Below are 18,600 nucleotides of genomic sequence, written 5' to 3' on the forward strand. Positions count from 1 at the left end.
TTGAGCATCGATAAACGGGGGACATTATGAAGAAAATCTATGGCTCCGCGGCCGAGGCCCTTGACGGCCTTATGTTCGACGGAATGACCATCGCGGCAGGGGGGTTCGGCCTGTGCGGCATTCCGGAACTTCTGATCGCGGCAATTCGGGATATCGGCACCAAAGACCTGACCGTGGCGTCCAATAACGCGGGCGTTGACGACTTCGGGCTGGGTGTTTTGCTGCAGACGCGGCGGGTGAAAAAGATGATCTCGTCCTATGTCGGCGAGAATGCCGAGTTCATGCGCCAGTATCTGGCCGGTGAGCTGGGGCTTGAATTCAACCCACAGGGCACTCTGGCCGAGCGTATGCGCGCAGGCGGTGCCGGCATTCCCGGCTTCTACACCAAAACCGGTGTCGGCACGGTGATCGCGGACGGCAAAGAGCACAAGGACTTCCCCACCGGACCCGAAGGCGCCGCCGAGACCTATATTATGGAGAAGGGCATTTTCGCCGATCTGGCGATTGTCAAAGCCTGGAAAGCCGATGCCACCGGCAATGCGATCTTCCGCAAGACCGCGCGCAACTTCAACCCGCCCGCCGCGATGTGTGGCCGGGTCTGCGTGCTCGAGGTCGAGGAAATCGTGCCCACCGGCTCGCTGGACCCTGATCACATCCATCTGCCGGGCATCTATGTGCACCGCCTTATTCAGGGCGATCACGAGAAGCGCATCGAGCAACGCACGATTTCGGAGGGTTAAGCTATGGGTTGGGATCGCAACCAAATGGCCGCACGTGCGGCGCAGGAACTGGAAGACGGCACCTATGTGAACCTCGGGATCGGCATCCCGACCTTGGTGTCCAACTACATCCCCGAGGGCGTCGAAGTGACCCTGCAGTCCGAGAACGGCATGCTCGGCATGGGCCCGTTTCCGACCGCGGAAAATCTGGACCCCGATCTGATCAACGCTGGCAAGCAGACGATCACCGAGCTGCCGCAGACCTCGTATTTCGACTCGGCGCAGAGCTTTGGCATGATCCGTGGCGGCAAGATCGCGATGGCGATTCTGGGCGCGATGGAAGTGGCCGAGAACGGTGATCTGGCGAACTGGATGATCCCCGGCAAGCTGGTCAAAGGCATGGGCGGGGCGATGGATCTGGTCGCCGGTGTCCGCCGTGTGGTGGTGGTGATGGACCACGCCAACAAACACGGCGTGTCGAAAGTGCTCAAGGAATGCACCCTGCCGCTGACCGGCAAGGCGGTGGTCGACCGGATCATCACCAATCTGGGCGTGCTCGATGTGGTCGAGGGCGGGCTGAAGATTGTTGAACTGGCCGAGGGTGTCAGCGAAGACGAATTGCGCGCCGCCACCGAAGCGACGCTGGTCAATTAAGCCGGTTTGCTGCGGCAAGCTAGAGTCAAGTGAAGGGGCGGCCTCAGGGCTGCCCCTAATTGTTTTCACAATCTGTGCGTCGACGCGACAAGGGCCGCACCCGACCCTGGGTGGGCGCATACACCGATTGGGCAATGCACTGCGCGTCAAAGCACTGATGTCGGTTGAGCAGCAAGTGACATCACCAGTGCGCCCTCCCGGGGGGAGGGTCGGGCGCGGCCCGGGCTGATGCCCGTGCCAAACAGTGGATCATAGGCCAGTCCGATGCCGTCCCGTGTCAAAAGCCCGCGTTTACAGGCATTCCCTTTGCTCGAAACTCACCCCTAACCCACCCCCGCCACTGCAACACCCATCGCCCCCACACCCCGCCGCCCGCAACCTCACCTTGACACCCGCGCCCTGCCGCCGCATGAAACGCCCCATAACGCCGCCCCTCACTGCGGCGGCAGATCAGGAGCCGACATGAGCACTGCGACGGGTAAATCCGACGGCATTTGGGAAACCATCAAAACGGTTTTCTGGGCATTGGTGATTGCGGGCCTGTTCCGCACGCTGTTTTTCCAACCCTTCTGGATCCCCTCGGGCTCGATGAAAGAGACGCTGCTGATCGGCGATTTTCTCTTCGTCAACAAAATGGCCTACGGCTATTCGCGCTATTCCTGCCCCTTTGCCATCTGCCCGATCTCGGGGCGTATTTTCGCCTCCGAGCCCGAGCGCGGCGATATCGTGGTGTTCCGCCATCCGGTCGCGGGCACGGATTACATCAAACGCTTGATCGGCCTGCCCGGTGACCGCGTGCAGATGCGCGAAGGCGTGCTTTATATCAATGACACGGCGGTGCCGCGCGTGGCCAGCGGCGAATTTATCGAGGAATACGCCCCGCAAGGCGGCGCCGGTCAGCGTCCGCGCTGCGAAAACGGGCCTGTGGGCTCGGGCGGCGATTGCATCAAATCGCGCGCCATCGAGACCCTGCCCAATGGCGTCAGCTATCCGGTGCTGAACATCGAGGACAACGGGTTTGCCGACAACACGCCGGTGTTCACCGTCCCCGAGGGGCATTTCTTCTTCATCGGTGACAACCGCGACAATTCGGTGGATTCGCGCTTTGGCCAGAACGCTGGCGGCGTCGGCTTTGTGCCCTTCGAGAACCTGATCGGCCGCGCCGACCGGGTGATGTTCTCCTCCGCCGGTCGCTCGATGCTGGCGTTCTGGACCTGGCGTTCCGACCGGTTCTTCCATCCTTTGGGTGAGTGATGGTTCGGCGCGCCGAGGCCACAAAACTCTCTGCCGAGATGAAAGCCTTTGCGGCGCGTCTCGGCCATGAGTTTCAACGCCCCGAACTCCTGATCCGCGCACTGACCCATGCGTCAGCGGGCTCGATCACCCGCCCGCACAACCAGCGGCTGGAGTTTCTCGGCGACCGCGTGCTCGGGCTGGTGATCTCGGAGGCGCTGTTTTCCGCCGACAAAAAAGCCACCGAAGGCCAATTGGCGCCGCGTTACAACGCCTTGGTGCGCAAGGAAACCTGCGCCGATATCGCCCGCCAGATGGATCTGGGCGCGGTCTTGCGGCTCGGTCGCTCCGAGATGCTATCGGGCGGACGCCGCAAGAACGCGCTATTGGGCGACGCGATGGAGGCGGTTCTGGCGGCGGTCTATCTCGATGGCGGTCTGGACGCGGTGCGCAGCCTGATCCTGCACCACTGGAAACAACGCATCGACGGCGTCGAACAAGACGCCCGCGACGCGAAAACCGCGTTGCAGGAATGGGCGCAGGCACAGGGCAATCCGCCCCCCGACTATGTCGAAATCGAGCGTTCCGGCCCGCCGCATGCGCCGGTCTTCACCATCGAGGCGCGGGTCACCGATGGCCGCAGTGCGCGGGCCAGCGCCGGATCGAAACGCATGGCCGAACAGGCCGCGGCCAAAGCGCTATTGGCGCGCGTCGAGACCGGATCATGAGCCTGTTGAAAGACGCGAACCACCGTGGCGCCCTGTTCATGGTCGCCGCGATGGCGGCTTTTGCCGTGGAAGACGCGCTGTTCAAAGCCGCCACTCTCAACCTGCCGCCAGCCCTCGTGCTGGTGATCTTTGGCGCCACCGGCATGGTGATCTTCGCCGTGGTCGCGCGGATGCGCGGTGAGGGCGCATGGCCCACCGGCGGCATCTCGCGCGGGCTCGTGGTGCGCTCAGCGTTCGAACTGGCCGGACGGCTGTTTTTCGCCCTCGCACTGGCCTTCGCCGGTCTCGCCGCGACCTCGGCGATCTTGCAGGCCGCGCCCCTCGTGGTCACCGTCGGCGCGGTGTTCGTGCTTGGCGAGCGCGTCGGCTGGCGGCGCTGGACCGCGATTGCCGTGGGTTTCATCGGCGTGCTCTTGGTGCTGCGTCCCTCGGGCAATATGATCGAGGCCACCGCGCTCTTTGCGATCCTCGCCACCATCGGTTTCGCCGGTCGCGATCTGGCCACGCGGGTCTCGAAACCCTCGGTCACCAACGCCCAACTGGGCACTTTGGGCTTTGCGGTGATCATCATTGCCGGTCTGCTGGTGCAGGCGGTCAGCCAGACGCCCATCGCCCTGCCCGCCCCGCGTGATGCACTGCTGTTGGTGGGCGCCGGTATCGCCGGAGTGCTCGCCTATTCCGCGCTCACCGCCGCGATGCGCACCGGCGATGTCAGCGCCGTCACCCCGTTTCGCTATACGCGGCTGTTGTTTGCGATGATCATCGCCGTCACCCTGTTTGGCGAGCGCCCCGATGCGGTGATGCTGATCGGCTCAGCGCTGATCGTCGGCAGCGGGCTGTTCACCCTGTCACGCAGCCGCCCCAAATCCGGCTGACAGACTCGCAACACCGCATACCCCATATGGCACAAGCGCCAAGGATGGTATAAGGCCGCTGCGACAACAAAGGATATACTCCATGACCACTCGCGCGGGCTTCGTCGCCCTGATCGGAGAACCCAACGCCGGAAAATCGACGCTGCTCAACCGGATGGTCGGGGCAAAAGTGTCGATTGTGACGCATAAGGTGCAAACTACCCGCACGCGGATCCGCGGTATTGCGCTCGATGGCGAGGCGCAGATCGTCTTCGTCGACACGCCCGGCCTGTTCCGCCCGCGTCGGCGGCTCGACCGTGCAATGGTTGCGGCGGCTTGGGGCGGGGCAGCCGATGCCGAGATCATCGTGCTGCTGATCGAGGCGCATCGCGGCATCACCGAGGGCGTGCGCGCGATCCTCGAGACCCTGCGCGAGCGGGTCACCCCGAACCAGAAGGTCGCGCTGGCGATCAACAAGATCGACCGCGTCAAGGCGCAGGTGCTGCTTGATCTGACCAAACAGATGAATGACGCCTATCCGTTCATTGAGACCTTCCTGATCTCCGCCGAGAAAGGTCATGGCACCGACAAGCTGCGCCAATGGCTCGGCCAGAGCCTGCCCGAGGGCCCGTGGCTCTATCCCGAGGACCAGATCGCAGATCTGCCGCTGCGGATGATCACTGCCGAGATGACCCGCGAGAAATGCACCCTGCGCCTGCATCAGGAACTCCCCTACCAGCTCACCGTCGAGACCGAGGGCTGGGAAGAACGCAAGGACGGCTCGGTGCGCATCGACCAGATGATCTATGTCGCCCGCGACGGCCATAAGGGCATCGTGCTTGGCAACAAAGGCGAGACGATCAAAGGCATCAGCCAGTCCGCCCGCGCCGAGATCGGCGAGTTTCTCGGCCGCACTGTGCATCTGTTCTTGCAGGTCAAAGTCCGCGAGAACTGGCTCGAAGACAGCGAGCGCTATGACGAGATGGGCCTGAACTTCAAAGACGGCAACGCCTGACCCCACTTTATGCCCTAAATATCCTGGGGGTGAATTCGCACAGCGAAGAGGGGGCAACGCCCCTTCACTCGGCTGCCCCCACAGCTCCAGCACAAAGTGCCGCGCCCGACGAAGCATCAGCGACGTCGCAAAACCGCCTGACATATGTGCTGATTTGCAGAAAACCCTTACCGCCAAGCGCAAAGGGCCGCGCCCGACCCTGGGTGGGCGCCCGAAACCTTGCTACAATGCGTGCGCTTTAAAGCATCAATTTCGCTTGGGCTGTGAATGACATCACCAGTGCGCCCTCCCATGGGGAGGGTCGGGCGCGGCCCGTGGTTCCCACGGGCGCGACGGTTGAACGGTGGTGACCGAAAACCCCTCCTCGCTCGGTAACGTCATAATCTCAAACCACACGCCCCAGCCAGCAACCGCAACACCCGCTTCACCTTTCTGCCATTCCCATATTGCCACCCCCGCCCCCTACCGCTTACCCTGCCCGCACCGCGTCGCCGGCTGGCGTCCACCGACAGCCCACCCCTTCGGAGATTTCGCCCCATAAATGCCGGCTCAAACCCCGCCCCCTGCCCCCAAAGCCTCCCTCGCGGCGCGGCTACTCACCGGCCTGATCATCGCGGTCTTCTTCGCCGTCATCGTGCAATTGGCCAATCTCGTGCCCGTGCTCGGCGCGCATAACCTGCTGGTCGATTTCGACGCCTTCTATATCGTCGGCCAACTCGCGTGGGAGGGCCGCGCCGCCGAGGCCTACGATTCCGCCGCCATGGCCCGGATCCAGCGCACGCTGGTCGCCCGTGAAGGCTTCATGCCCTGGACCTATCCACCGCAATTCGATCTCCTTGCGATGCTGTTGCCCGGCTTGCCGCGCGGCCTGTCTTACGGGCTGTTCACCGGCCTCACCCTCGCCGCCTATCTATGGGTCTTGGCGCGCCTCGCCGGGCGCGAGTTCGTCTGGATCCTGATCGCCCTCGCACCGCCAATCTATGTCACCGTCACCATCGGCCAGAACGCCTTTCTGACCGGCGCCCTGATGGGTCTCTTCGTGCTCGCCACATGCGCCACCCAAAACCACCGCCGCGCCTTGGCGGGCTGGCCACTGGGGCTCTTGGTGCTCAAACCGCATCTCGGCATTGGGCTGGGCATTCACGCGCTGGCCGCGGCCCGTTGGCGGGTGCTGGCGCTGGCCATCGGCATTGCGCTGGCCTCCTCGGCGCTTGCCACATGGGTGCTGGGCCCCGAGATCTGGGCGGCATTCCTCGCCGGTGTGCGCCAAGCCGGCGAGGCGCTGCGCACCGGCTTCTACCCGCTGTTTCGCATGACCTCACTCTATGCTGCCCTCCATACCGCGGGCCTCGCCCCCAACCTCGCGCTTGCCGCACAGGCCACCATCGGGATCGCCGCCTGCGCCGCCATCGCCCTCGCCGTGCGCCGCGGCCTGCCGCTCCACCAGACCCTCGCCATGGCCTGTTTGACCTCCGCCTTGGTCAGCCCCTATCTTTACGACTACGATATGGTGGTCACCGGCATCGGGCTGGCCCTGATCGCGCCGGATCTGCGCGCGCGCAGCACATGGTTCGACCGCGCCGTGCTGCTGGCGCTGATCTGGGTCGCCGGCGGCTGGGGGATGATCCACGCGATTGCCGGTATTGACCTGCCCGAAGCCACCCGTGCCGCCAATGCCCGCGCGACCTTCTCCTATGGCGCTATCGCCTATCTGCTGGTCCTCGCATTGCTGTTTCGCATCCTGCGCCGCCCCAAGATGACCTGACGGCAGGAACGGGCACAGCGGCGCGGATCCCTCGACATAGCCGCGTTTCCCTGCAAAATACGCCGATGCATCCGTTCCTTGATCACCCGCGCCCCTTGGCGATTGCCCATCGCGGCGGCTCGCTCGAGGCCGAGGAAAACACCATGCCCGCCTTTGCCCATGCCATCGGGCTGGGCTATTCGCATATCGAGCTGGACGTCCACGCCACCAAGGACGGCGAGGTGATGATCCACCACGACCCGACCCTGCAGCGGATGACCGGCGATCCGCGCGCGATTGCCGATCTCACCTATGCCGAACTCGCGCAGGTCCGCACCCATGGCGGCGCCGAAATCCCGCGCCTGGCTGATCTGCTTGAGGAACACCCCGAGACGCATCTCAATATCGAGACCAAATCCGACGCCGTCATCGCGCCCTTCGCCCGTCTCGTCACCCGCACCGGCGCTCTGCCACGCATCGGCACCGGCAGCTTCAACCCCGCCCGCACCCGTCGCTTGCAGCAGTTGCTCGGCGAGGGCCTGTGCTGGTCGCCCGCGCATCTTGGCGTTGCTGGTCTATGGCTCAAAAGCTGGCGCATTCCCCTGCGCAGCGGCGGTTTCCCGGTGGTGCAAGTGCCGCCCAGATGGCGCGGCATCCCGCTGGTCACCCGCCGCTTTGTCGAGACCGCCCACCGCCACGGCATTCTGGTGCAGGTCTGGACCGTCGACGAGGCACCGCAGATGCACCAACTTCTCGATATCGGCGTCGACGGGATCATGTCCGACCGCCCAAGCCTGCTCAAACAAGTGCTGATCGAACGCAACCAATGGAAAGGGCCTTCATGCTGACCGGCACCCGTATCGTTGAAATCGAAGGCCTCGGCCCCGGCCCTTTCGCCGCGATGATGCTCGCCGATCTCGGCGCCGAGGTGATCTGCGTGCAGCGCCCCGAAGGCCCGCCCCTGCCCGGCCTGCCACCGCGCAACCTGTTGGATCGCGGCAAACGCACCATCGCGCTTGATCTCAAATCCGCCGAGGACCGGGTGGTGCTCGAGGCGCTGATCCGCCGCGCCGATGCGCTGATTGAAGGCTTCCGCCCCGGTGTGATGGAGCGCCTGTCGCTGGGCCCGACTGAGTGCCACGCGCTCAATCCCAAGCTGGTCTACGGGCGTATGACCGGCTGGGGGCAGGACGGCCCGCGCGCCAGAGAGGCGGGCCATGACCTCAACTATATCGCGCTTTCGGGCGCGCTTTGGTATGCCTCACCGCCCGGCGAGCCCCCCTTCACCCCGCCGACGCTGCTCGGCGATATAGGTGGCGGCGCGCTCTATCTGGTCGCCGGCATTCTGGCGGGTCTGCTCAACGCCGCACGCAGCGGCACTGGCACCGTGGTCGACGCCGCGATTGTCGATGGCTCGGCGCATATGATGGCGCTTCTGATGTCGCTGCAAGCGGGCGGGTTGTTTCAAACCACCCGTGGTGAAAGCCTCCTCGACGGCCCGCATTGGTCACGCAGCTATCAATGCGCCGACGGCGGTTTCCTCTCGGTGCAATGTCTCGAGCCGAGGTTCTACGCCGCGTTTCTGGCGCTCCTTGATTTGACCAACGACCTCGATTTCGCCCGCCAGATGGACCCTGCCACATGGCCCAAAGCCAGTGCCCGCCTGACCGCGCTCTTTGCCTGTCAGTCGCGCGATCATTGGACGGCGCTCTTCGCGGGCTCCGATGCCTGCGTCGCGCCGGTGCTCTCGCCCAAGGAAGCCGCCAATGACCCGCATCTCGCCGCCCGCCAGACATGGGTGCAGACCGAGGGCGTGCTGCAACCCCGTGCCGCCCCGCGCTTTGACGGCCATATCGCCACGCCCAATCCAGCCCCCAGCCGCGACCAGCACCGCGCCGACATCCTCGCCGACCTCGGCCTCGCCTGACCCGCAACACTGCCCCCGTCATCTGTCGATAAATATCCTCGGGGGTCTCCAAGGGGGTGGAAAACCCCCTTGGTGGCGTATGGGGCCACCCCATGCGGCGTGCGGGGGCTCGATGCCCCCAAGCGCCGCCCCCCCTCACCCAATTCGCCGCGACGCAGCGCTTTCCCTGCCCAAAGATCGCCGCTAGTATCCGGCGCCAGAAAGACGCAAATCAAAGGGACGGATATGGACGAGATTGTAATCCTCAGCGGCGCACGCACCGCGATTGGCACCTTCGGCGGCGCGCTGGCCAATACGCCGGTCTCCGAGATCGCCACCCATGTCACCAAAGCCGCCCTTGAACGCGCGCAGGTCACCCCTGAGCAGATCGGCACCGTGGTCTTCGGCCATGTGATCAACACCGAACCCCGCGATATGTATATCTCGCGCGTTGCCGCGATGCAGGCGGGCATTCCCGACAGCGCACCGGCGATGAACGTCAACCGGCTCTGCGGTTCGGGCGCGCAGGCGATTGTCTCGGTGGTGCAGGCGCTGGCGCTGGGGGATGCGGATTTCGGCGTCGCTGGCGGGGCCGAGGCGATGAGCCGGTCGCCCTATATCGTGCCCAGCGCGCGTTGGGGCCAGAAGATGGGCGATGCGACGGCGCAGGATATGATGCTCGGCGCGCTCACCTGCCCCTTTGGCACCGGCCATATGGGTGTGACCGCCGAGAATGTCGCCAGCGAGCATGAGATCACCCGCGAAGAGCAAGACGCCTTTGCGCTGGAGAGCCAGACCCGCGCCGCGGAGGCCATCGCCGAGGGCCGGTTCAAGGAGCAAATCGCACCCTTCACCATGAAATCCCGCAAGGGCGAGGTGGTATTCGACACCGACGAACACCCAAAATCGACCTCGCTGGAGAAACTCGCGGGCCTGCGTCCGGCATTCCAGAAAGACGGCTCGGTGACTGCGGGCAATGCCAGCGGCATCAATGACGGTGCCGCCGCTCTCGTGCTGGCCCGCGCGGATGCCGCCAAAGCCGCCGGTCTGACCCCGCGCGCGCGCATTCTGGGCTATGCCGTCGCCGGTGTCCGCCCCGAGGTGATGGGTGTCGGCCCGATCCCGGCGGTGGAAATGCTCTGCCGCCGCATCGGCATGCAGCCCACCGATTTCGACGTGATCGAGAGCAACGAGGCCTTTGCCGCGCAGGCGCTGGCGGTCAATAAGGCGCTCGGCCTCGACTCTGCCAAGGTCAACCCGAACGGCGGCGCGATTGCTTTGGGCCATCCGGTCGGCGCCACCGGCGCGATTGTCACCGTCAAAGCGCTCTATGAACTCGAGCGCACGGGCGGCAAATTCGGGTTGATCACCATGTGTATCGGCGGCGGTCAGGGCATCGCTTTGGCCATCGAACGCCTGTAAGTCAAAAAATATTCGAAAAATCCCCTGCGATTAAGCAGGTCTTCACTCCTTGCAGCGATTCTGTGCGGGCTGGCAGCAGTGCCGGCCCGCAGATTAATGAATGGCCCGTCTCTCATGATGGCCCGTTACCCTTCATGGTGCATGTGGCAATGACGATGTTTGACAAGCTGACTGCAGAGCGCAGGAACCGGTTGATCGCCGAACGACAACTCGACCACCGCACGCGGGAGCTGGACAAGGCGCTGGCACAGCTAGATGCCGCGCGCCGCGAAGTGCAAAGCCTGCGCCTGCAAGGCCGCTCGACCGCGCTTGAGGATGCGCAGCGCGCGGCAGAAGTGCAAAACCTGCAATCGCGCGCCCGTGAGGATGCCGAGAACGCGCATCGCACCGCCGATATGGCCGAGCGGCGGCTGTGGGATTCGATCAACACCCTGCGCGACGGCTTTGCGGTGTTCAATCGCCACCATGAGCTGATCGTCGCCAATCAATCCTATCTCAACCTGTTCAGCGGCTATGCCGAGGTGCAGCCCGGCGTGCCCTACCGGCGCATTCTGGAAATTCTGGCCTATGACGGGCGCGCGCTGCTTGACCCCGACACCGCGCCCGAGGTCTGGATCGATGCGATGGTCGCGCGCTGGGATCAGGATCCGATCCCGCCCTTGGTGCTGAATTTCGCCCGTGGCGATACCGCGCAGCTTCTCGACCGCCGGGCGCGTGGCGGCGATATCGTCAGCCTTGTGCGCGATGTCACCGAGGCGCAGCTCCACGCCAAGGAACTGGAAGAAGCGCGCCGCCACGCCGAGGCCGCGAACCGCGCGAAATCCTCGTTTCTGGCCAATATGAGCCATGAAATCCGCACCCCGATGAATGGTGTCGTCGGCATGTCGGAACTCCTGTGCGACACCCCCCTGAGCGACGAACAACGGCTCTATGCCGAAACCATCCGCTCCTCGGGCGAGGCCTTGCTGGGCATCATCAACGACGTGCTCGATTTCTCCAAGATCGAGGCCGAGAAACTCACCCTGCACCCTGAGCCTTTCGATCTGGAACGCTGCATTCATGAGGTGCTGATCCTCTTGCAAGCGGGTGCGCGCAATCGCTCTATCGACCTGCATCTCGATTATGATCTGTTCCTGCCGACGCGATTCATGGCCGACCCCGGACGCATGCGGCAGATTCTGACCAATCTGATCGGCAACGCGGTCAAATTCACCCAGCGCGGCCATGTCTTGATCCGCGTCGTCGGGTTTGAGGCCGAGAACGGGCGCCAGCAGCTCAATGTCACGGTTGAGGACACCGGCATCGGCATCGCGCCCGAGAATATCGGTGATGTCTTTGGCGACTTCGCGCAGGTCGAGACCCAGTCCAACCGCAAGTTCGAGGGCACCGGTCTGGGGCTGGCGATCACCAAACGCTTGATCGAATTGATGGGCGGGCAGATCTGGGTGGAAAGCGAGGTCAATAAGGGCACCTGTTTCGGCTTTACCGTGACCCTGACACTGGCCGAGGACGCGCCGCAAATCCGCATTGATCCGGTGAAACTCCGCCGCGTTCTGGTTGCCGATGACAATGTGATCAACCGCACGATTCTGGACCGGCAGTTAACCTCGCAGGGTCTGAACGTGACCCACTGCACCAGCGGTGAAGAGGCGCTCGCCCTGCTCACCACCGCCCACGATGCAACCCGCGATGCCCCCCTTTTCGACCTTCTGATCACCGATCACCAGATGCCGGGGATTGACGGGCTGGAACTGACGCTGGCATTGCGCCGCGCCGGTGTCGTGCTGCCGGTGATCCTGCTCAGTTCCAGCCCTTCGTTGCTGCGTGACCATGAGGCGCTGCCCGATCTCACCGCGATTTTGCAAAAACCGCTGCTGCGCCATGATCTTGTGCGCCAGTTGCAAATGCTCTCGAACCCGACACCGCCCGACCTGCGAACCGCGCCGCAGCCCTGCGCGCCGCAACTGGTGCGCGGTGACGGGCGCCCGATGCGCATTCTCTGCGCCGAGGACAATAAAACCAACCGGCTGGTGTTTTCGAAAATGGTCGAGGGGCTGGCCATCGACATCGCCTTTGCCGAAAACGGGCTACAGGCGATTGAATGTTTCAAATCCGGCAAGCCCGATCTGGTGTTCATGGATATCTCGATGCCCGAAATGGACGGGCGCGAGGCGACCCGCGCCATCCGCCAACTGCCCGGCGGCGCTCATCTGCCGATTGTCGCGCTGACCGCCCATGCGATGAGCGGCGATCGTGAGGATATTCTCGCCGCCGGTCTTGATCACGTGCTGACCAAACCGCTGAAGAAACCGCTCTTGTGGGACATGATCCACCGCTATCAGCCCGCCGATGTCTGCCCGCTACATCCGGTCAAAAAAGCCGCGGTCGGAGCACTGGCACCCCCCGCCAGATCCGCCCCGGCCCGGCCAATATAGCCCGATCCGCGAGGTCGCTCTTGCTCTTGCGGCGCGCGCCCATTACCTGAGAGATGAGATACCCTTCGCCTTTCCTCATCACGCCGGAGCCGCCATGCTGTCGATCATCCAGATCCTTTTCCTCATCCTTAATGTGATCTGGTGGATCGTCATTGTGCATATCGTGCTGTCATGGCTGATCAACTTTCAGGTGCTCAACCTGCGCCAGCCCTTGGTCGCGCAGATCTGGGACGGGCTGAACCGGCTGCTGGATCCGGTCTATTCGCGCATCCGCAACTTTCTGCCCGATATGGGCGGGCTGGATCTGGCGCCCCTGATCGTGCTCTTGGCGATCTATGCGCTGCGCATCGTGATCACCAATAATATCTCGGCCTTCATTTAACACCGTGTCCACCACCGCCGAGGATCCGCTGGCCGAGACGATGCCAAAAGCCCGCGAACTCCTGTCGCGGGTGTTCGGCTTTGCCGAGTTCCGCCCCGGTCAGGAAGACATCGTGCGCGCGGTGATCAATGGCCGTGACGTGCTGGCGATCATGCCGACCGGCGGCGGCAAATCGCTGTGCTACCAGCTTCCGGCCTTGGTCCGCGACGGGCTCACCGTGGTGATCTCGCCGCTGATTGCCTTGATGCGCGATCAGGTCGGCGCGCTGCAACAGGCAGGCGTCGCGGCGGCCTCGCTGACCTCGGGCAACACGCCCGAGGAAAACGACGCGATCTTTGACGCGCTCAACGACAACCGGTTGAAACTTCTGTATATAGCGCCCGAACGGCTGTCCTCGGGCGCCGCGATGCAGATGTTGCGCAACGCCGGTTGCAGCCTGATCGCGGTGGATGAGGCGCATTGCGTCAGCGCTTGGGGCCATGATTTCCGCCCCGATTACCTGCGCATCGGTGAGCTGCGCCAAGCCCTCGATGTGCCCTTGGCCGCCTTCACCGCCACCGCCGACGCCGCCACCCGCCATGAGATCGCCGAGCGCCTGTTTGCCGGTCGTGAGCCCGAGAATTTCCTGCGCGGCTTTGACCGGCCCAATATCCGGCTGGCCTTTGCGGTCAAGGACAGCCCGCGCAAGCAGATCCTCGGCTTTGCCGCATCGCGGCGCGGGCAGTCGGGCATCGTCTATTGCGCCACCCGCAAACGCACCGAAACCCTCGCCGCCGCGCTGTCGGAGGCCGGTCACGAGGCACGCGCCTATCACGGCGGGCTCGAGGATTGGGAGCGGCGCAAGGTCGAAGGCCTGTTTCAGACCGAAGAGGGCTTGATCGTCTGCGCCACCGTCGCCTTCGGCATGGGCGTCGATAAACCCGATGTGCGCTGGGTCGCCCATGCCGATCTGCCCAAATCCATCGAAGCCTATTATCAGGAAATCGGCCGCGGTGGGCGCGACGGTCTGCCCGCCGACACGCTGACCCTCTTTGGTCCTGATGACATCCGCCTGCGGCGCGCGCAGATCGACGAATCCAACGCCCCGTGGGAGCGCCGCGAGGCCGATCACGGGCGGCTCAATGCGCTTTTGGGGCTGGCCGATGCCACCGCCTGCCGCCGCCGCATGTTGCTGGCCTATTTCGGTGAGGTCTCCGAGCCCTGCGGCAATTGCGACCTCTGCGAGACGCCGGCGAAACTGTTTGACGCGACCGAGCCCGTGCGCAAGGCGCTCTCGGCGATGCTGCGCACCGGCGAAAGTTTCGGCACCAACCATCTGATCGACATTCTCACCGGCAATCCGACCGAGAAAGTCCGCCAGCGCGGTCATGACCAACTGCCCACCTTCGCCGTCGGCAAAGAGTTGAAGCGCAATGCCTGGCAGGCGGTGTTCCGGCAGATGATGGGCCGCGATCTGGTCCGCCCCGATCCCGACCGTTTCGGCGCGCTACGGATGACCGAGGGCGCGCGCCCGCTGCTGCGCGGCGAATCCTCGATCGAATTTCGCGCCGACACCATGCAAACCAGCGCCACCCGCGCCGAGCCGAAAGCGCTGGTCTCAGATGACGACGCGCCGATGCTCTCGGCGCTCAAGGCCCACCGCCGTGCGCTGGCGCAGGCCGCGAAAGTGCCGCCCTATGTGATTTTCAACGACCGCAGCCTGATCGAGATGGCCGAGACCCGCCCCGCCACTTTGGATGATTTCGCCAAGATCACCGGCGTCGGCGCCACCAAATTGGAACGCTATGGCAGCAGTTTTCTGGCGGTGATTTCGGGCCATGACGAGGTGCCGGAACACCCCGCGCGGCTGAAACTGGCGGCCAAGGGCGGCGGCACGCTTTATGACCGGCTGTTCGAGGTCGAGCAATCTCTGGCGCGCGGCGCATGCGGCACGCTCAAGCCGATGTCGCTGACCACTGCGCAACGCGCGCGGCTCGCCGACCGCCGCCCGCAGGATGGTGTCGCACTGACCCGCCTGATCGGCGATAAAGCCGCCGAAAGGTTCGGCAATGCATTCCTGCAGGTAATTTCCGACGGGTAAAAGCGGCGTCAGACCACCGGCGGCGCGGTGAAGACAAACACCAAAACCGCCGCGTAGAACACGAAACTTGCTGCCAAAACAAAGACATGCCAGATCGTGTAATGGAACGGCAGGCGCTTCCACAGGTAGAACACCACGCCCAGCGTATAGAGCAAGCCGCCGACCACCATCAGCACCAGAACCGGCATCGGCAGCGCGGCGAATAGCGATCCGCCCGCCACCACGCCAGCCCAGCCCATCCCGAGATAGAGCGCCAGCGCGGCGATCTTGAACCGCTCGGGCGAGACGATTTTCAGGCTGATCCCCGCCAAAGCCGCCGCCCAGACCCCCACGGTCAGCGCAAACCCGTGGCCCGACAGCAGGGTAAACGGCGTATAGGTGCCGGCGATTTTCAGATAGATCGCCGAATGATCAAGGCGGCGCAGCAGCCATTCCTTGGCGCTGCCCAATCCCGACGTCTCGCCGATGTTATATAGCGCGGAAAACAGGATCATCGCCACCAGCGCCACGCCGTAGATCGTCACGCCGGTGACCGAGGCCCAATCGCCACGATACAGCGCGGTCAGCACGATCAACACCGGCACCGCCATCAGCACCAGCGTCAGCCCGGTGATATGCACCACCGCGTCAGAGATTTTCTCGGCCCGCGAATAGGCCGTTCTCAGCATGTCGTTCACCGCGTCACTGGTCATCAATTCCTCAAGCCGTCGGTGTCTCTATTTCTGTCGCAAACCGGTCCATCTGGCAATCCGCGCAAATCCCCGCCGCAGCAGTCTGGCCGATGCGCTGCGTCAGCGCAATCGGCTGCCTGATAACTTAGGCCCGCCACCGGGGTTGGGCAACGCGGACGCTAGGGAAACTTTCCGTCACATCGCGGAAACCTGCCAGCCCTGCACCACCCGCGTCGCGCCGCCGTGACCCCACGTGCCCGCTTGACGCGCATGTTTAACCCATTCACCAACTGCCCTTTCACCAGCCGTCGGGAAAGGGGTTCGCGATGTATCCGATTTTTCGCCTGATCAAAGAGCGGATCTGCCTTGATCGCAGCAAGCTCGGGCTGTTCGAGACCCATGTCTCGCGGCATATCTGCTGGCCGTGGGATCTGGACCCGTGGATGGAGCTGAACAACGGCCGCACCCTGACGCTCTATGATCTGGGGCGCATTCCGTGGTCGCTGCGGCTGGGGATGATTGCGCCGATGCGCGACAACCGCTGGGGCATGACCGTCGCCGGATCCACCCCGCGCTACCGCCGCCGCGTGCGCATGTTCCAGCGCTTCGAGACCCATAGCGCACTGATCGGCTGGGATCACCGGTTTCTCTATATGCAGCAATCGATGTGGCGGGGCGGCGAGGCGCTCAACCATGTGCTCCTGAGGCTGGCGACCACCGATGCCAAGGGGATCGTGGCGCCGCAGCGGCTGATCTCGGCGATGGGTTACGGCGATCAGCCCAGTCCTGAGCTGCCCGATTGGGTGCAAGCCTGGATCGAGGCCGAAGCGCAACGCCCCTGGCCACCGATGCAGGTGGCCAGCCCCGCCACTCCCGCCGCCCCGCGAACCGACCCCCAAACTGCCCCCAAAATCGCCGGTCGCGGGTAATTTCGGCCTTTTCTTTTCGTCATGCCTCCGTATAGTCGCGGGCATGGAACGCCAAAGCACCCATATTTGCTCTCGAATTCAGCCGGCCTTTGTCGCTGAAGGTGCCTGCCTGCGCGGTCTGCTGCTTCTTAGCGGCCTCTGAGCGTGCCCTCGGGCGCGACCGCTCAGAGGTAGCCAGCGCCCTTTGCACACCGCTTAGACCCCTATAATCCATGAGAAAAACCATGACAGACACCAGTGAACAGAACCAGGTTCTGATTTTCGACACGACCCTGCGCGATGGCGAGCAATCCCCCGGCGCGACCATGAGCCACGAGGAAAAGCTGGAAATCGCGGCGCTGCTTGACGAGATGGGCGTCGACATCATCGAAGCCGGTTTCCCGATCGCCTCGGATGGTGACTTCGAGGCGGTCTCGCAAATCGCCGCGCAGAGCAAGCATTCGGTAATCTGCGGTTTGGCGCGGGCCAGCACCAATGACATTGACCGCTGCTGGGAGGCGGTCAAACACGCCGAAAAACCGCGCATTCACACCTTTATCGGCACCTCGCCCCTGCACCGCGATATCACCGCGCTGACCCAGGACGAGATGATCGCCAAGATCCAGACCACGGTCAGCCACGCACGCAATCTCTGCGGTGACGTGCAATGGTCGCCGATGGATGCCACCCGCACCGAGCATGATTACCTCTGCCGTGTGGTCGAAACCGCAATCAAGGCTGGTGCCACCACGATCAACATCCCCGACACCGTCGGCTACACCGCACCGCGCGAATCCGCCGAGTTGATCCGCATGCTGCTCGAGCGGGTGCCGGGGGCCGACGAAATCATCTTTGCCACCCATTGCCACAATGATCTGGGCATGGCGACCGCCAATGCGCTGGCCGCTGTCGAGGCAGGCGCGCGGCAAATCGAGTGCACAATCAACGGCTTGGGCGAGCGCGCTGGCAATACCGCGCTGGAAGAAGTAGTGATGGCGCTGAAGGTGCGCAACGATATCATGCCCTATCAGACCGGCATCGACACCACCAAGATCATGCATCTGAGCCGCCGCGTCAGTCAGGTTTCCGGCTTTCCGGTGCAGTTCAACAAGGCGGTGGTCGGCAAGAACGCCTTCCTGCACGAATCCGGCATCCATCAGGACGGTGTGCTGAAAAACGTGCAGACCTTCGAGATCATGCGCCCCGAGGATATCGGGCTGTTCGCCAAGAATATCGCACTGGGCAAGCATTCTGGCCGCGCCGCGCTGCGGGCGAAACTGGCCGAACTGGGGTTCGAGCTGGGTGACAACCAACTCAAGGACGTCTTCGTGCGCTTCAAGGCTTTGGCCGACCGCAAGAAAGAGGTCTATGACGAGGATCTGGTCGCGCTGGTCGCCAGCAGCGCTGGCACCGGCGGTGATGACCATCTGAAAGTCTCGAAACTGCGCGTGGTCTGCGGCACCGAGGGCCCGCAAGAGGCCGAGTTGACGCTGGAAATCGACGGCACCCCTGCGACCATCGACGCCACCGGCGGCGGGCCGGTGGATGCGGTGTTCAACGCGATCAAGATGCTCTATCCGCATGGCGCGAAATTGGACCTCTATCAGGTGCAGGCCGTCACCGAAGGCACCGATGCGCAGGCCACGGTCTCGGTGCGGCTGACGCTGGACGGGCGGGTCTATTCCGGCCAATCGGCGGATATCGACACCGTGGTCGCCTCGGCGAAAGCCTATGTCAACGCGCTCAACCGGTTGCACGCGGGCCAAGGCCGGACCAGCAACGCGGCGCTGATGCAATCGGCAGGCGAATCATAATCCTGCCACAGCCACCCAGGCGGGAGCGCCCTGCG

The 18,600-nt window shown here is 63.9% G+C and carries 16 protein-coding genes; 15 read left to right on the plus strand and 1 reads right to left on the minus strand.

Annotated features, from left to right (window positions below):
* Positions 1-26 precede the first annotated feature (26 nt).
* From DDE20_RS08105 to recQ, 13 genes are all read left to right on the plus strand, one after another.
* Positions 27-740, plus strand: a complete 714-nt coding sequence (locus DDE20_RS08105) for a CoA transferase subunit A (RefSeq protein WP_116557986.1) — start codon at positions 27-29, stop codon at positions 738-740.
* Positions 741-743: 3 nt separating this feature from the next.
* On the plus strand, positions 744-1,373 hold the full coding sequence (locus tag DDE20_RS08110) for a 3-oxoacid CoA-transferase subunit B (RefSeq protein ID WP_116557987.1): 630 nt from the start codon (positions 744-746) through the stop codon (positions 1,371-1,373).
* A gap of 462 nt (positions 1,374-1,835) precedes the next feature.
* Complete coding sequence (lepB, locus tag DDE20_RS08115) at positions 1,836-2,627, plus strand: signal peptidase I (RefSeq protein ID WP_116557988.1); 792 nt, start codon at positions 1,836-1,838, stop codon at positions 2,625-2,627.
* Positions 2,627-3,334, plus strand: coding sequence for a ribonuclease III (rnc, locus tag DDE20_RS08120; RefSeq protein ID WP_116557989.1), 708 nt, complete (start codon positions 2,627-2,629; stop codon positions 3,332-3,334). Before lepB ends, rnc begins: the two co-directional genes overlap by 1 nt.
* On the plus strand, positions 3,331-4,209 hold the full coding sequence (locus tag DDE20_RS08125) for a DMT family transporter (RefSeq protein ID WP_116557990.1): 879 nt from the start codon (positions 3,331-3,333) through the stop codon (positions 4,207-4,209). Before rnc ends, DDE20_RS08125 begins: the two co-directional genes overlap by 4 nt.
* An 82-nt stretch (positions 4,210-4,291) precedes the next feature.
* A complete protein-coding gene (gene era, locus DDE20_RS08130) occupies positions 4,292-5,203 on the plus strand; it encodes a GTPase Era (protein ID WP_116557991.1) in 912 nt (303 codons plus the stop codon).
* A 541-nt stretch (positions 5,204-5,744) separates the two neighbouring features.
* Positions 5,745-6,968: a glycosyltransferase family 87 protein gene (locus DDE20_RS08135; RefSeq protein WP_116557992.1), complete on the plus strand. Its 1,224-nt coding sequence runs from the start codon at positions 5,745-5,747 to the stop codon at positions 6,966-6,968.
* A gap of 65 nt (positions 6,969-7,033) precedes the next feature.
* Positions 7,034-7,795 carry a glycerophosphodiester phosphodiesterase family protein gene (locus tag DDE20_RS08140; protein ID WP_116557993.1) on the plus strand — a complete coding sequence of 254 codons (762 nt, stop codon included), beginning with the start codon at positions 7,034-7,036 and terminating at the stop codon, positions 7,793-7,795.
* Positions 7,789-8,874, plus strand: coding sequence for a CaiB/BaiF CoA transferase family protein (locus DDE20_RS08145; RefSeq protein ID WP_116557994.1), 1,086 nt, complete (start codon positions 7,789-7,791; stop codon positions 8,872-8,874). Before DDE20_RS08140 ends, DDE20_RS08145 begins: the two co-directional genes overlap by 7 nt.
* Before the next feature lie 225 nt (positions 8,875-9,099).
* A complete protein-coding gene (locus tag DDE20_RS08150) occupies positions 9,100-10,275 on the plus strand; it encodes an acetyl-CoA C-acyltransferase family protein (RefSeq protein WP_116557995.1) in 1,176 nt (391 codons plus the stop codon).
* Between the two features lie 149 nt (positions 10,276-10,424).
* The gene (locus tag DDE20_RS08155; RefSeq protein ID WP_116558345.1) at positions 10,425-12,710 is read left to right on the plus strand and encodes a response regulator; all 2,286 of its coding nucleotides are present in this window, start codon (positions 10,425-10,427) and stop codon (positions 12,708-12,710) included.
* Positions 12,711-12,804: 94 nt separating this feature from the next.
* Complete coding sequence (locus DDE20_RS08160) at positions 12,805-13,092, plus strand: YggT family protein (protein ID WP_116557996.1); 288 nt, start codon at positions 12,805-12,807, stop codon at positions 13,090-13,092.
* Positions 13,093-13,132: 40 nt separating this feature from the next.
* Positions 13,133-15,172, plus strand: coding sequence for a DNA helicase RecQ (gene recQ, locus DDE20_RS08165; RefSeq protein WP_116558346.1), 2,040 nt, complete (start codon positions 13,133-13,135; stop codon positions 15,170-15,172).
* Between the two features lie 8 nt (positions 15,173-15,180).
* On the opposite strand, the gene trhA is transcribed toward recQ, so the two are convergent.
* On the minus strand, positions 15,181-15,864 hold the full coding sequence (gene trhA / locus DDE20_RS08170) for a PAQR family membrane homeostasis protein TrhA (RefSeq protein ID WP_240607928.1): 684 nt from the start codon (positions 15,862-15,864) through the stop codon (positions 15,181-15,183).
* A gap of 305 nt (positions 15,865-16,169) precedes the next feature.
* Between trhA and DDE20_RS08175 the strand changes: the two genes are divergently transcribed.
* Together DDE20_RS08175 and DDE20_RS08185 are read left to right on the plus strand one after the other, a co-directional pair.
* Complete coding sequence (locus DDE20_RS08175; protein ID WP_116557997.1) at positions 16,170-16,772, plus strand: acyl-CoA thioesterase; 603 nt, start codon at positions 16,170-16,172, stop codon at positions 16,770-16,772.
* 224 nt (positions 16,773-16,996) lie between these two features.
* Entirely contained in the window at positions 16,997-18,565 is a 1,569-nt protein-coding gene (locus tag DDE20_RS08185) for a 2-isopropylmalate synthase (protein WP_116557999.1), read from the plus strand.
* The last annotated feature ends 35 nt before the right edge of the window (positions 18,566-18,600 follow it).

Origin of the sequence: Pararhodobacter oceanensis (assembly GCF_003076755.1) — a bacterium.
Lineage (GTDB): Bacteria > Pseudomonadota > Alphaproteobacteria > Rhodobacterales > Rhodobacteraceae > Pararhodobacter > Pararhodobacter oceanensis.